A 15,103-nucleotide genomic window follows, 5' to 3' on the forward strand; every position below is an offset into this window, starting at 1 on the left:
CCTTATCTAACTCTTTAATTAGTCATAAATTGCTTTCCACTCTTCATACTTCTCAGGTAAAAGATCCTTACTTCTGAATAACTGATGGAGTGTTTTTCGAATCAGGTCTTCTAACTGCGACGATAAGTGGGGTTCCCAGCTCGCGAGATTAAACGCATTTTGTACTTCCCACCCCTTCTCAAGATACGGCAAACACAACGGGTATAATCCAACAGACTGGTAAGCTGCTATCAATTGTAAATACAGCATGAACTGTCCACGCCCTGAGCCATCCAGCTCAAGTTTGCGGGCGAGTTCTGCGGCATATTCCCCTAGATTTTCTAGAGTGATATCCTCCACCAGCAATGAATCTTCTTCAGCGATCACAACCGTCTGTACGACAGTTTGTGCTGCCGATGAAGTAGCATCTTGAGTAGACAACCAACTCAATGTTGCTTCATCTGCAAATGGTATAGAATTCTTAAAAGAGAGGCGTTCGATGCCCTCCAGTGACTCAACAAACCGCTTTACTTCTTGTTTCACGGCAAGTGCTGCGTCATCAAAACCTAAGTTAGTAAGCATCAAATACACGAAATGGTGGCCTGTGAGCCAAAATGGCGCGTCAGTTAGCGTGCGCTCCAAACGTTTAATCGTGTCGATGTCACTTTCCTGATTGGCTTTGTCGCGGTATTCCGCTTGTTGATCGGACGATACCGCCAAGCTCAATGGCGTTTGATCGTTTTGGTGGTCAGGTAGACCATCAATGTCATCCCAAGTCAGATGACGATAAATTCGGTAAGCCAGCGGATCACTTGGATTCGCATGAAGCATGACTTCCGCGACTTTTTTTAACGTGCGTTTTGAAGCCGTAGGCGATGAGAAATCTGTATCGACATCGACTTCTTTTGCTACGGCTTTCTTAACTGGCGCAGGTTTAGGGGCCGGCGGAACCATCTTCGCTGAAGCGGTTTGAACGTCGTTCTGTGCTGGCGTTTCTACCGCGGCAGGCTGCGTAGCTGGTGCCGCTTGTTCGATGGTAGCTATTGCGTCATCGCTCTGGTCATCGGCCGCTGCTTGTTGAGATAAAACATTGAGCTGCGTGCGAATCTCAAAGAAGTCCGCTTCGGAATCTTGGTAAACATCGTCGTACTGACGCTGCACTTCTTCAATCGCCGAAATACAGCCTGAAACTAATTCCCAAGATTGCGCACTGTCCGCAAGCTTAGTGCTCATCAATTTAAATTGATGGTTCAACCACTCCACCGCACCGTCTCTACCGCGTTTCCGTGACGGGTAAAGATCATTACCGAAGCAAGATAACGCCTCATTAAGCAGCTTCAGACCTTGCTCAAAACCTTTGAGCCCGGATTCCTCTGCAAGCGCTCGTACTAAATAGCAAAGTGCTTTTAAATCTTTACTATGATGCTCGAGCACTTCCATCGCATTGGTTTTTACTACATTCCAGTCGACTGTTTCGCCAAATAGAGAACCGAACTTTTTTACCTCGGCTTCCATCATTTCATAGCAAAACTCGTAACGAGCATCGTTACCCGCAGGAGATTCATCAGAAATCGGTTTAAGAAGGTGATCAGTATCAATGTTGGACAAAATTCGCATCTCCTTCAGTCAAGTAGTCTCTCAATGCACGAGCTACGGCAATGGCACCATTTGCAGGCTTAGAAAACTGATGACTCTGATTAATCGCATCCGACGCCATGCTATCTAGAATTTTTGTGATTTCTGTAAATTTTCTTGGCGCATTTCTTTCTAAATCAGCAAGGGACTCATGCAATTTCTGTTTGTCGAAAATGGATTGCTCCATCACCGTACTAAACAAAATAAATTCGCTTCTTGCGATGATTAAGTCTGTTATTTTTTTTTCTAGTTCTGGCGTATTACCGAAGTAGTCTTTGGCTAATTCAGCTTCTTCAATCGCTTTGGTATAAAAGTGAGCTTCTGCATGTTTATCAATGGAGTCATTAATATTTTCCATCACTCTCATTGGTAAAATTTGGCTATAGAAATATGCCTGTGACTGGTTTAATAACCACGCCTCTTTCATTTCTTCTTCTGCGAGCTTAGCTTCACCATCTAAAATTAAGTGAACAATCTGCTTATCACGACTGCCAGCAATGGCAGATACTTTCATGGAATCAACAGAGGCGACATTCAAACCCGACATCACTTTAGTCAGTGTTTCGTCCGCATAGGGAAACAATGCACCATCACGAACGAGTTCCTCTCGCAACGTGACAAGCTCCTTGCGTAAATCCACTAATGTCTGTGGTAGTCCATCAGCTAAAGCTTGATAAGACTTCAACTGAGTCTGTTTTTCATTATATAAACCCGAAAGGCTTAATTGCTGAACTCGATACGCTTCTCGGTAGGCTTTAGTTGTATCAACGCTCTGCTCATTTTTTGCTAATACTTCTTTGATTTTCCATGGCGGCTCAGCCAAAAAAGAAGCGGTATCTGTGGGCGTGATTGTGTGACTTAAAGGTGTCGTTTCTTTGGCAAAAATAGCATCCAATGCATACGAATTTTGCTGATACAAATAACTTCCTGTCATTGCCACCACACTCAACACTAAACTCGCCTCCAATAGTTTGAAGCGTCCGTACGCTGTTTTATCATTCGACTTACAGTGTGTAAGCAGAAGATCCGCATTACGCAAGCTACTGAAAATTGGTGCGTTAGAATTTGAGTTAATCGATTGAGTATCGATTCGTGCTAACTGCTGGGCGAAAGAAATAGCGGTATAGCCATGCCCTCTTGGTTTATTGATGACTTGTTTCAACAACTTCCAAATATGAGCCGGGATCAATGCAGGACGCTTTCGGTCTTTTAATTGTTTATTCCAAGTATCACCAAATATTGAACCCAAAAATAAATGTCCAGCGAGCAAAGCAAGGGAGTAAACATCATCTTGCGGTTCCGCGATGCCAGTTTCGATATAAAGAGGTGAAGCGTAGTTCAAGCTTGCTTCTGCGTAAGGTTCCGTTTCTCCAATATAACGAGCAGCACCGAAATCGATGAGTTTAACGTAATCGCCTTCACTCACTAGCACGTTGGATGGCTTAATATCAAGATGGCAGATGCCTCTTGTGTGCATAAACTCTAAGGCACCAGCGAGTTGATATACCAACCAAGCGATATGGTCGTGACGGAAACCTTTAGAAGAGTGGCGCTCCATTTTTTCTGCTAGTGATTCACCTTGGATCCACTCGTACATCAAATATGGGCGTTCGAATTCGTTGCCGATTTTTATGAAGTTAGCCACGCTCGGGTGTTGGGAAAGCTCTAATCGACTCGCTTCGTTAACCAACATTTTGCTCGCAAATTCTGGCGAGTCATCATTGATAACTTTGCAACAGATCTGCTTTTCTGGCTGCCCTTTTTTTGCGAGATGATAAACGGTTGTTTTACCATTTTTAGAGGGAAGCTTGTCTAATACATCAAATTGTGAAAAAAGCACGTACTCAAGCTTTGGCTTATTTTTTTCTGCTAGCCTTTGCTCATTCAGTTTCTTTTTCTCAATAGCTTTCACAACCAACTGATCGATATATCCTTTGGCTGTACTCTGATTATTAGACACTTAGTACTCTTTCATAGAATAAATATTATTAGAGTTGAATAATATTTTCTTGAACGTACTTGTATCAAGGTTGGTATTTAAAACAAACAGTAAGCCTATTATTTTAGTTATTATTACTAACTTATTAGAGTTTTTTACTTACGCTTTCACTGCATCAGTTATACGCTTTTTCGTGTTACAAACTTCAACCTAATAATATGAGTGTATTTTCATTGCCATTTGATCGATGAGTGCCTACTAACATTGCAGCAACTGGAGAATCCCCTTGTCACCATGAAAGTCAAACATTAACAACGTGGTTGGTTGCCTAAAATGGTGATCTCTGACCGCAAAGGCGATTAAGGCTAGAGAAGAGCAACTGCCCATCGTGCCCAACAACTCATTGATAAGCTGCGGTTGTTCTGGGTTCGTGAATCGTTCTGCTTTAGCCCCCAGAGCAAAGCCGTAATCTTCCGAGTGCATGCGAAGGTTCGTCATATCGGAATACACTTCACCAAATGAATCGAGCTTTTTACTCGCACGTTGAACAAGTCGAAACATGCCTCTTCGATCTGAAGTGTTTAATTCCGTATCAATGTAGCCAAGCTGCGCTTGAGGCTTAAGTTTCAATGTTTCTACGGTATTCCTTCGACAAAGAATTAAACCCGCCCCACCCTCGCTCGGAATAACGCCCCATGGATTATTCGTACTCATTACCATCGCATCGTCGATGAGTGTTTGCATCGAATTCACCAAGGAATCGACACTGATACACATCATGGCATCGTATTTATCCAATGATTTCATGGCCTGGAGAACGAAACTAGGCCCACTGGCATGAACGGCATTCACCACAGAGACAAATTCAGCGTAGTGACTTTCACCAAGCCATTCTTGCACCTTTACTAGTGAAATAGACGCAGGCACCGCTATAAGTAACGGAATCGGCTTTAAAGAACGCGGCAATTGTTCCAACAATGAATCAAGCAAGTGGGTTATTAACTCACACGTTTTCTCAAACTGCTCAATTTCTTTGGTGTATTCGATTTTTGCGTAAGTAAAGCGCTCGATACCATCATCCCCTACACATTGGTCGAATCTTCCTAAATCAGCATACGAAACTGCACTGGCAATATCTAAATTCATACCGGTTGGCGTCATCACTTCCATACCTAGCACGTAACGGCCTGTTGAATTATGCATGCTCGCTTACCTCTTCCAACTTAGTGATCGATGTCGACACCAACAAGTGCTCCTTGCCCTGACAAGGAAACGCAGCGGTGTAACTGATTGATATGGTTTTCTTTTCAGCATCAACGAATAAGGTGTACATCGCCATATCAACTTGATAGCTATCGTTATTAAAAACGGCAGTTGCTCGATATTTCTCTTTAGGAATGCGGAATGAAAGCGTGTCATCATGACAAAAGCCACTCATCATCAAACGCTCTCCTCCACGAAGGAAGCCTTTGCACTGTTGATCAATAGGCGCGCTTTGGAAGAAACGCTTATCAAAATCGAGTGGCAACATTGGCTTGCGATTCTCAATCCAATCGTCATCGAACGTGCCGGCCAGCTTCTGGCGCGCCTCAAAGAACGGAGGCACGGGCCCGAACCCCGCAACGCGTAGTTTTTTCACGTCGGAACTCCAATCCTCACGAGGATAAAAAACCGAGGGTACTTTCTGTTCAAGCAATTCTTTGTTGGAGTCGGCAACCCCACCACCTATTCGGTTACGTAAATCACCGCCTACCGCGCAAGTGTAATCAATGTCTTTTTCAATAAATGGGATTGGATTACTCAGCGTGATACTGCCAGCATGCTCAACCCATACGCGTTCCCCGTAAATAGCGAGAGTCTTATCGATATGACCATCAATCAACACGCGACACTCTTGGTATGTCACTGGCTTTTTCGCGTAGCTGCGTGCTTTGCCGTAAACAAGTACATCTGTGTTGTCTTTGGTATACGCGAACTCGTGGTCAACTTTCATCGCAGAGAAGCCTTCTTCGCCCAAATATTGAGGATCATCGAAGATTTCACTTTCACCTAATTCGTGCCAAACAACACCATCGAATTGCCATGTGCGTTTGGCGACCACAACCCAGACTTCATCGCCGTTTTCGTCACGTTGAAAACGACCTTTAAGTGATAGCTCAGGGTGCGCCTCAATATCCCATAACTGCATTGCTATTCCTTAAGTTGAATCGTTCGCTCGCAGAAGGTGCGGCCTTTAAATTGTTAAAGTTCCAGTCTTGTTGATGAATCGGCATTGCCATATCCCAAGGCACGTAGGCTCTGGATTGAATACAGAGTTGACGCCATAGCCAATCGCGGAACAGCACATCAACGTTAGCATCTTGCATCGCAGCTAACGTAGACTCGAAGCTCAATGCGTAACCCAAGCGGCTTGGTAGATTTTGGATATATTTTTCATCTTCCACCCACTCATTGAGAAGATCGACGACCTCTTCCCATTCATACTCGACACCAACATCTTGCGGAGTCAGAGGAAGAAGTTTTCCGTAGACGACATACAAGGCTTGAAGCCAAATTTCACCCTCAGCTTCCTCCAGACTTTCCAAGTGCTCGATGATTTGGGGCACCAGTTTCCAATCGCCACTCAGCGCAAAATCAACAGGTGCTAATGAAGAAGAGATATCAAACGCCTCAAACTCTTTTAACTCAAGCAACTTGGCATAAGTGAGCACTTGCGCTGATGGTAATCCATTTGGTTCGATGCCAAAGCTCTGACGGAACCAAGTGCCTCTGTCACGTTTGGTAATCAAACGTTCAAATAGATATTGTTCGCTGCCTGCATTGTCATTGAGCCAATCAATCCCCTCTTTCACGTCTTGTAAAGCGAGTAGTGGCAAAGCAACATGAGAGCTAATGATGCTGGCTTTGTGCCAGCGCTTGATGAGAGAAACACTTAATGTCTGGCGGACACGTAAGCATTCAAAGTAAAACGCACTGGATGTCGCATTACCCTCAATAAGCTCCGAAAGCGTGCTATCCATAGACTCAACCGGAGATTGTACGGCAATGACCATTGCAGTTTTAGCGTCAATATCTTCGAGCAAACTCAGTCCACACAAAAGGTTCTCCAACTCTGAGCCCAACTCGCCCTGTAGCATCAGCCAGCCGTAGATTTCTGGCTCCTGGCCTCTTAATTGATGAATCAACCCCGGCGCTAATCGATAAAACGACAAGTACACTTGCTTCAGTTCTTCAATTTGGCGTTCGATCAGTTTGAGATACTCCAACTCACGACTTGGATAACCCCTTTTGTGAATTTGAACTCGCTGCCTGATTAAAAACCCGATACTTTCAGAAGCAATGGACAGCTTTTCATTACAGAAATCCAGCCACGTTACTGGCAATTGGGAAAGATCGTTCACAGCACGCTCAGCTTTTGCTAACGCGCCTTCGACTTCTTGATTGGTTATGGGTGCCTTTAGGTGCTCGACACCGATTCTTTGTCGCATCTAGTTATCCGTTATTAGCGTGCCATAACGCGATTGCAATTAGTTAACTCGAAGTAATTAGCTCACTCGGCGTGACTTGTTAACACAAAACCATTAGCTAACGCGAGGTAATTAGTTAATTGCGATCGTTCCGCCTTGAATTTTTTGTGCTTTTTCTGCTTGAGAAGTGACGTACTTCGCTTTAGTTGTAATACGGCCATCACGCCCGCTGTAGCGAGTTTCTGTCTCACCACTTTTGACTATCAACTCTTGTTCTGTCTCGATCACCATCTTCTTCGCTCGCAGTACAAACTCATCAGAGTCATCCAGAATAGAGAAGAAAATGTCCGTCACAAGAGGCAAGCTTAAGTCGTCGTTCAAAAACTCAACTCGACAACTTAATCGATTATCGATAGCCATTTGCAGTTCAGAACGACGAAAGCCACGTCCTAGTCTCGCAGTGAGTGGCTGCTTAAATGGGTTACCATCAAAATCAACTCGCACACTGCCCGTAGACTCATTGATAGCCACTATTATTCCAAAACGCGAAAAGCAAGCCGTTGATTCGGCTTGCTGCTCTGATATTACTTCTGTTGTAAGAGGTTGTTTTTCCATTGTTAGTTAACCACTACGTTGCCACCTTTCACGACGACTTTGTCACTGCCTTCGATCGTAATAGCCGAGCCTGATAACTTTATTGAACCATCACTGTTCATCACTAAAGAGGAACCACCCGTTTTCAATACAATCTTGTCGCCACTGATAATTTGCGTCGCACCATCGGCTTTATAAGCGGTGTTACCTTTCACTGATACCGTTAAGTTGCCACCAACCGTCTGGTTATCATCCGCACCAATGTCTGAACTCTTAGATGCACCGATAGTAAGGTTACTGTTTTCACCAATATCTAAATCATCATTTTTACCGATCTTAGTCGTACGGTTATCACCAATTTCTAAGTCAGAATTGTTTTTCACATACTGAGCTTCATTCGCGTTGTATGTGACGGTAACGTCTTGCTCGACTGTCTCGGTAAACGTACTGTTTACTTGTGTCGTTTTATGCCCATGAATGGTTTCTTTATGGTCACCGTGAACTTCATTCGTTTGGTGACGTGCAACCTTTAAGAACTCATCTTGACCGATATCACGGTAACGGTTGTTGAGCACCTTGGTCGACATATCTTTTTGAGCGTGAATATAGACTTCTTCTTGGTTCGCTTCGTCTTCAAAACTCAACTCGTTGTAACCTGTTCCTTTGTGCGTTTGCGTGCGGAACGTGGTACGAGTTTTATTTTCTGGCAAAGAGTACGGTGGGAAATGCAAACCGTTGTAAACTGCGCCCGTAACTAACGGACGATCTGGATCCCCCTCAAGGAAAGTCACTACGACTTCATGGCCAATACGCGGCAAGTACACTGCGCCCCAAGTTGGCGCCGCCATGGATTGGCTTACGCGGATCCAGCAACTTGAATGTTCATCGTTATCGCCATAGCGATCCCAATGGAACTGTACTTTCACTCGACCAAGTTTGTCGGTGTAAATCTCTTCACCTTCTGGTCCTACAACGACCGCCGTTTGAGGGCCATCAACCACTGGTGCTGCTAGTTTAGGCGCTTTAAAAACCACATCACGTGGAATACATGAGAACTGGTTGTAGTAAGTGGTTGGCATACCACTCGCTTCATCTTCATGCACTTGCGGATCTTGCCCTGTGTGCATTACAGACAACATGAGGTAATCGCGGTTAATCTCAGAACGTGGGTGGTCACTGACGTTAAAGCTGTAACCAGATGCTAAGCGCATTACGTCACTCGTTGCTTCCACTTGTTGATTATCGACTATGTGTTCCGACATCCACTCCGTGGTTCTCACTTGGCCCATCAGCGGGTCAACGTATCGTCCAGGATAATCAAACTGCTTGAGATCTTGGTCGAGCTCGCCAGCCTGTGTCATCTCTTGTGGAATTTTAGGGTGTTCGTAGTTGTAATCTGTGTACGTAACCTGTCCCGTTCTAACGCGGTTAACTACCTCGAGATCAGAGATATGTTCGCGATCGGCAACACCGCCACCATCGGCATGATAAACAATCGGCCCAATGTATGAAGCATTTAGTGGCGAGCTTATCAAAGGTGCAATCGCGTCATTACTGTCAACAATGACCATCGTATGATTTGAATCGCTATGGTCAAAGTAATACCACATACCGTGTTCAGCCATCATACGCTGCACGAAGTGCAAGTCAGACTCACGATATTGCAGAACGTATTCTTTTGGAGGATAAGTACCCGACACTTCAAATCGGTAATCGGTGACTGCCCCATCATCGAGTACTTCTGTGATGATGTCTTGCGCTGACTTTTGCTGGAAAATACGACAATCTTGGCGCTGAGATAAGAACCAAGCTTGAGGAACTAAAACTAATTGATAACGCGAAAAACGACGTCCAGTCCCTAAGTAACGAACTTCATTCACCACGCCGTTGAACACACGCGCAGCCCCAACACCTTGTCCGTAAAGTGTCAATGTTCCAGCTTTACGTATTAACTCATCGAACGAGATATCTGGATCAAGTGAAAGTAATGAGAGATTGATGTGGAAAGGCTTAGATAACTCTTCATGAACATGAAAGCTCTCAACCCGAAATTCATGCCCACATCCAGGCACTTCAAATTTAAATTCTACGTCATTCACCATATCTTTTACCTGATACAAATAATCGAATTAGGGCCAACAATCGTTGGCCCTGAATCTTTACGCGACGAGCAATTAAGCTTCGCGTGGAGCACGCCAGTCGTCGTTACCCGCAGTACCACAGTTTTCGTGAGTTACTTCGATCGCACGGTAAGTGAACTTAAGCACTTCTTCTGTCACGCGGTCAGCTGTTGCTGCGTCTTGACAGTGGTTCATACGAGTTTGGATATCGACAAGTAGCGCATCAATCAATTTGATTGAGTAGTAGTGCTCTTGTTTACCTTGAACTGAAGTACGGTAGAAGCGGATCACACACTCAGGAAGTTTTTCGCCAGATACTAGTGCGTTGAATAGTAGTGGAGATGAGCGATCTTGAACTTTAGTTACAACAAGTGGACGGTGTACACGTTGACCAGTTGGCTGACCACTTTGTGGATCACGTGGAACAGTTAGCACGTGATCAAGTTCTTGTACTAGGAACTCATCAACGTGAGCTTCTTGCCATGTGTTACCTACTGAATCTGCAGAGTAAGTATCTTTAGTAATATGGCCTTGAGTCTCACCTTGGATAGACATATATGCTGGAGTTGGCATCGCTATTTCCTTTTCTAAAATCTGTTTTGTTTAAATCACCAAATCGCTTATCACCGCGACTACTTGGTATAATCAAAGTCCGTGCCAACTTTAAAAACACAACAAAAACAACGATTTAAACAAACTAAGGCATTATTCACTAATATCTTGAGTACAATTTATTGGATAAAAAACCAAAAAGTTGGATTAAGATAATAATAAATTGTTCTAATTTTAAAAAGTGAAAATAACCATATAAAACTGTGTAAATAAAGTCATTAAAACTAATAAATCCGACACTTTTACTATCAATTAATTTAGAATAACAACCTCATTAAAATAACCACAAACATTAATGTCACAATAATCATTAAAAATAACCAACAAACGATAGTCAAAATATCTTGATAAAAAAAGAACGCAATCACTTTTAGTATAATAGCCGCTACTCTTTTCCTCTAAAGAATAAAATGGCTATGATAAATATAAACCTTTCTTCATTAATTCAGCGTCTACACCCGATTGCAAAAGTAGCATTAGAAGACGCCGCTGCACTTGCAGTCTCTGAAAAAGCAAACGAAGTTCAAATTGAGCATTATTTACTGAGTCTATTAGAAAGGCCAAATAGTGATTTTGACGTCTTATTAAGTCATTTTGATTGTTCTGAGAACTTATTAAGACAATCGGTTCGATCTACACTCGACACCAACGCCAAAGGAAATGGCAGCAAACCTGTTTTTTCTGCTTTATTAATCGAATGGTTACAAGAAAGCTGGCTGGTTTCTTCTTTAGATCTATCCGAAACACAAATCCGCTCTGGCGCCCTACTCCTTACTCTTGTTAGCAACCCTCTCCGTTACGGCCAACATGGTTACGCCTCTATCCTTGAAGCAGTAAACCCTGACAGCCTTAAGCGTAACTTTGCAGAGCTAACAAGCCACTCTATTGAGGCGCAAGTTGCTACTTCAGAGAAAACACAAGCTCGTGAAGATGGTTCAGCACTGAGCAAATTCACCACAGACTTCACTGGTAAAGCACGCAAAGGCGAAATCGACCCTGTTTTCTGCCGCGACCAAGAAATCCGCCAAATCGTGGACATTCTTGCTCGTCGCCGTAAAAACAACCCTATTGCTGTTGGTGAACCGGGCGTTGGTAAAACCGCAGTAGTAGAAGGCTTGGCACTTAAGATTGTACAAGGTGACGTACCAGACAACCTCAAAGGTGTTGAGCTTTACGGCCTGGACATGGGTCTTCTGCAAGCTGGTGCAAGCGTAAAAGGCGAATTCGAAAAACGCCTAAACGCAGTATTGGATGAAGTGAAAAACTCACCAACTCCTATCATTCTTTTCATCGATGAAGCACACACCCTTGTTGGCGGTGGTAACCAAGCAGGCGGCAGCGACGCGGCAAACTTGTTAAAACCTGCTCTAGCACGTGGTGAAGTCAAAACCATCGCTGCGACAACATGGTCGGAATACAAGAAGTACTTCGAGAAAGATCCTGCTCTTGCACGTCGTTTCCAATTGGTGAAACTCGACGAACCATCTCCTGAACAAGCAGCATTGATCATTCGTGGTCTGCGCCCTGCTTATGAAAAATCACATAACGTTTACGTGCGTGACGACGCTATCACTGCTGCGGCAGCACTGTCTGCGCGTTACATCTCTGGCCGTCAACTGCCAGACAAAGCGATCGATGTACTAGATACGGCGTGTGCACGAGTGAACATCAGCCTTAATGCCATTCCTGCTTCTGTAGAGACACTGCAACAAGAACTTGCAGCTCAACAGCGCGAGCTTGAAGCACTTGAGCGTGATGCTCTGCAGCAAACTGGCGACAAGCACAGCCTTGCTAACATTCCAGACCTAAAACTGGCCATGGAAACAACGAAAGAAGAGCTAGCACAACAAGAAGCGCAATGGCACAAAGAAAAGGAGCAGATCCAAGAGATGATTGCTCTACGCTCCCGCTTGCATGAACTGGTCTTTGGCGAAACAAATGAAGAAGAGCTTGTTGCAGACGAAGATTCAGAACAAGACTCTTCTCCATATGCAGAAATGGATGAAGAAGCCGTTCGCATTGCAATTTCAGCCTGCCAAGAACAGTTAGACGCGATCCGCAATGGCAACCCACTAGTTCACTTTGAAGTGGGCCCAGATGAAGTCAGCCACGTGATCTCGGATTGGACTGGTATTCCTATGGGTAAGATGCTTCAAGACGAAGCAGAAACCACGCTAAAACTGAAAGAAAGCCTAACACAAAGTATCAAAGGCCAAGAATACGCTATCGATGCACTGTCTGAAGGCATTCAAACCGCAAAAGCCGGCCTAGGTAACCCAGACGCACCGACAGGCGTATTCCTGCTGGTTGGCCCAAGTGGTGTGGGTAAAACCGAGACAGCTCGTGCGATTGCTGATCAAATGTTTGGTGGTGAGCGCTTTATGACGACCATTAACATGTCTGAGTTCCAAGAGAAGCACACCGTATCTCGCCTAATTGGTTCACCTCCGGGTTACGTAGGTTACGGTGAAGGCGGCATGCTGACAGAAGCGGTTCGTCAACGTCCATATTCTGTTGTACTTCTTGATGAAGTGGAAAAAGCCGACCCTGAAGTGTTGAACCTGTTCTACCAAGTGTTCGACAAAGGCACGCTGAACGACGGCGAAGGTCGCACCATCGACTTCAAGAACACGCTGATCATCATGACCAGTAACCTTGCGACGCACGAGATTGAATCTTTGGTTCATCAATCCAAAGACATTGATGCAAACATCATCGCAGAAGCTATCCGCCCTACTTTGAACCAACACTTCAAGCCGGCGCTGTTGGCACGTATGTCAGTACTACCATTTGTTCCTCTGTCTGATGAAGCAATGACAGAAATTATTCACCACAAGCTGAACAAAGTTTCTCAGCGTCTACAGAGCCATCACAAGTTGTCGCTAAGCTACGAAGAAAGCTTGGTTGAGTTCGTATTAGGTAACTGTCGCCTTGCTGAAACAGGCGCGCGTAATATCGACGCGGTCATCAACCGTCAGTTGCTGCCGCAACTATCGACTCAGCTATTGGTGCATGACAAGGATGATTCACATACGCAAATCGAAGTGTCTGTCGATGAGCAAGGAACACTAACCTATGCGTTCAGCTAACCATAGCGAACTTAGTAACGCCCTACTTGCGATCAGTCAGTCTTTGGCTGATCGCAGCCAGCTTACCCAAACATTGGATGCTGTGTTGACCGCGGCGAGACAAATGACCCTCGCAAAGCACGGCATCATTTATGTTTTGGACCAGACTGGGCAAGCGTTGATTCCAAGTACCGCTCACCATAACGATAAAACGATTGTTTCCCACCCTTGGGAAGCATTACAGTTAGACTCAGCCAGTGAGAACGACCCATTTAACTTTGCCATTCGTAATGGTGAAGTGGTATTGATTAACGAGTTGTATAAGTACAACGGCTATGACTGCGAAAGCATCTATCAAACTGAGCAGACACTGGGATTAAAAAGCGAGAACTTATTGGCTTGGCCTTTGATTGATAGCGAAAGCAAAACCATTGGACTGTTAGTCTTACTCGATTTGAACGTCATCGACAACGAAGCAGCCTTGACTGAGTTTTGTCGAATGGCCGCGAGTAATATTCGCCAAGCTGTGTGGTTAGAGCAATATGGGCAAGTGATTAAAAATCTCAATGCCGACAATCAAGCCCTAGTGCGCGAGAACACTCAGCTCAAAAAACGTACTAAGAAAGCCTATCAAGGTCCTATTGCAGAGAGCGAAGAAATGCTCAATGTCTTGAATCGTCTTGATAAGGTGCTATCTCTTCCTGTCGACGTTCTGTTGCGTGGTGAAACAGGCGCTGGTAAAGAGGTGATCGCTAAATACATTCACGAAAACTCTAATCGTTCAGAACAACCTTTGATCGTACAGAACTGTGCCGCAATCCCAGAGCAGTTATTAGAGTCAGAACTCTTTGGCCATAAGAAAGGCTCATTCACTGGCGCGGACAAAGACAAAGTCGGTTTGTTTGAAGCAGCCAACGGCGGCACGCTTTTCCTAGATGAAATTGGCGATATGCCAATGCTACTGCAGGCAAAGTTACTGCGTGTACTGCAAGAACGCAAAGTTCGCCCTATCGGTACCAGCAAAGAGATTGAAGTGGACGTTCGCGTTATCGCGGCAACGCACTGTAACCTCATGCAGCAAATCAAAGATGGCGGATTCCGTGCCGATTTGTTCTATCGCTTGAATGTGTTCCCTATTACATTACCACCACTGAGAGCACGCAAGTCGGACATTATTCCCCTTGCTGAACATTTCGTGCAACACACAACCAACACGCTAGGTTTGCCGCAAGCACCGGGGTTAAGTGCCAACGTGCGTAAACAGCTTCTTGCGTACCCTTACCCAGGTAACGTACGTGAGCTGAAAAACATCATCGAGCGCTCGGTGCTACTGTCCGATTTTGAAACCATTACTCACATTGAGTTTGGCGAACAAATCCCAGAAGATGTGCCAAATATCGACATGAAAGCAGCCTCACCTACCCCAGACCAACCTGCTTACGAGCGGCAGGCACAAGCGGATTTAGAAGACGCTTCAAAGAGCCTTAAGGACGTCGTTAGCCAATACGAGCGTACTGTGATCATCGACTGCTTAAATGCCTGCAATTGGCACACCAAGAAGGCCGCTGAGCAATTGGCGCTGCCAATGAGCACTCTCAACCATAAGATGAAGAAATACGATATTTCTGCAGCTAGTTGATGGGGCTTAAAAAGAAAATTTTAAATTCAGTATGAAGTCATAAGAAAAGA

The 15,103-nt window shown here is 44.6% G+C and carries 10 protein-coding genes; 2 read left to right on the plus strand and 8 right to left on the minus strand.

Going from position 1 to position 15,103, the window contains the following annotated elements; all coding sequences use genetic code 11:
- Nucleotides 1-18: 18 nt before the first annotated feature.
- From tssA to ACZ5ZC_RS00870, 8 genes are all read right to left on the minus strand, one after another.
- Complete coding sequence (gene tssA / locus ACZ5ZC_RS00835) at nt 19-1,587, minus strand: type VI secretion system protein TssA (RefSeq protein ID WP_464931643.1); 1,569 nt, start codon at nt 1,585-1,587, stop codon at nt 19-21.
- Nucleotides 1,574-3,574 carry a serine/threonine protein kinase gene (locus ACZ5ZC_RS00840; protein WP_464931644.1) on the minus strand — a complete coding sequence of 667 codons (2,001 nt, stop codon included), beginning with the start codon at nt 3,572-3,574 and terminating at the stop codon, nt 1,574-1,576. The genes tssA and ACZ5ZC_RS00840 overlap by 14 nt, the downstream gene beginning before the upstream one ends.
- A 237-nt stretch (nt 3,575-3,811) precedes the next feature.
- On the minus strand, nt 3,812-4,756 hold the full coding sequence (locus tag ACZ5ZC_RS00845) for a hypothetical protein (protein ID WP_464931645.1): 945 nt from the start codon (nt 4,754-4,756) through the stop codon (nt 3,812-3,814).
- A complete protein-coding gene (locus ACZ5ZC_RS00850; RefSeq protein ID WP_464931646.1) occupies nt 4,749-5,741 on the minus strand; it encodes a DUF2169 family type VI secretion system accessory protein in 993 nt (330 codons plus the stop codon). Before ACZ5ZC_RS00850 ends, ACZ5ZC_RS00845 begins: the two co-directional genes overlap by 8 nt.
- Nucleotides 5,722-7,041, minus strand: coding sequence for a hypothetical protein (locus ACZ5ZC_RS00855; protein ID WP_464931647.1), 1,320 nt, complete (start codon nt 7,039-7,041; stop codon nt 5,722-5,724). The genes ACZ5ZC_RS00850 and ACZ5ZC_RS00855 overlap by 20 nt, the downstream gene beginning before the upstream one ends.
- A 111-nt stretch (nt 7,042-7,152) precedes the next feature.
- Entirely contained in the window at nt 7,153-7,635 is a 483-nt protein-coding gene (locus ACZ5ZC_RS00860; RefSeq protein ID WP_054867477.1) for a hypothetical protein, read from the minus strand.
- Between the two features lie 2 nt (nt 7,636-7,637).
- Nucleotides 7,638-9,716, minus strand: coding sequence for a type VI secretion system Vgr family protein (locus ACZ5ZC_RS00865; protein ID WP_161442446.1), 2,079 nt, complete (start codon nt 9,714-9,716; stop codon nt 7,638-7,640).
- Between the two features lie 72 nt (nt 9,717-9,788).
- On the minus strand, nt 9,789-10,307 hold the full coding sequence (locus tag ACZ5ZC_RS00870; protein ID WP_005373415.1) for an Hcp family type VI secretion system effector: 519 nt from the start codon (nt 10,305-10,307) through the stop codon (nt 9,789-9,791).
- 455 nt (nt 10,308-10,762) lie between these two features.
- Here ACZ5ZC_RS00870 and tssH point away from each other — a divergent pair, with 455 nt between their 5' ends.
- Both tssH and ACZ5ZC_RS00880 read left to right on the plus strand, forming a co-directional pair.
- Entirely contained in the window at nt 10,763-13,435 is a 2,673-nt protein-coding gene (gene tssH / locus ACZ5ZC_RS00875) for a type VI secretion system ATPase TssH (RefSeq protein WP_257897984.1), read from the plus strand.
- Nucleotides 13,422-15,053 (plus strand): sigma-54-dependent Fis family transcriptional regulator, encoded by a 1,632-nt coding sequence (locus tag ACZ5ZC_RS00880; RefSeq protein WP_464931648.1) that lies wholly within the window; start codon nt 13,422-13,424, stop codon nt 15,051-15,053. The genes tssH and ACZ5ZC_RS00880 overlap by 14 nt, the downstream gene beginning before the upstream one ends.
- Nucleotides 15,054-15,103 lie beyond the last annotated feature (50 nt).

This window comes from Vibrio sp. JCM 18905 (assembly GCF_055393305.1).

What these genes read in the sequence shown, in the direction of transcription:
- ACZ5ZC_RS00845 (WP_464931645.1), bottom strand. Translation starts at nt 4,756, where the DNA reads ATGCATAATTCAACAGGCCGTTACGTGCTAGGTATGGAAGTGATGACG.
- ACZ5ZC_RS00850 (WP_464931646.1), bottom strand. Translation starts at nt 5,741, where the DNA reads ATGCAGTTATGGGATATTGAGGCGCACCCTGAGCTATCACTTAAAGGT.
- ACZ5ZC_RS00855 (WP_464931647.1), bottom strand. Translation starts at nt 7,041, where the DNA reads ATGCGACAAAGAATCGGTGTCGAGCACCTAAAGGCACCCATAACCAAT.
- ACZ5ZC_RS00860 (WP_054867477.1), bottom strand. Translation starts at nt 7,635, where the DNA reads ATGGAAAAACAACCTCTTACAACAGAAGTAATATCAGAGCAGCAAGCC.
- ACZ5ZC_RS00865 (WP_161442446.1), bottom strand. Translation starts at nt 9,716, where the DNA reads ATGGTGAATGACGTAGAATTTAAATTTGAAGTGCCTGGATGTGGGCAT.
- ACZ5ZC_RS00870 (WP_005373415.1), bottom strand. Translation starts at nt 10,307, where the DNA reads ATGCCAACTCCAGCATATATGTCTATCCAAGGTGAGACTCAAGGCCAT.
- tssH (WP_257897984.1), top strand. Translation starts at nt 10,763, where the DNA reads ATGATAAATATAAACCTTTCTTCATTAATTCAGCGTCTACACCCGATT.
- ACZ5ZC_RS00880 (WP_464931648.1), top strand. Translation starts at nt 13,422, where the DNA reads ATGCGTTCAGCTAACCATAGCGAACTTAGTAACGCCCTACTTGCGATC.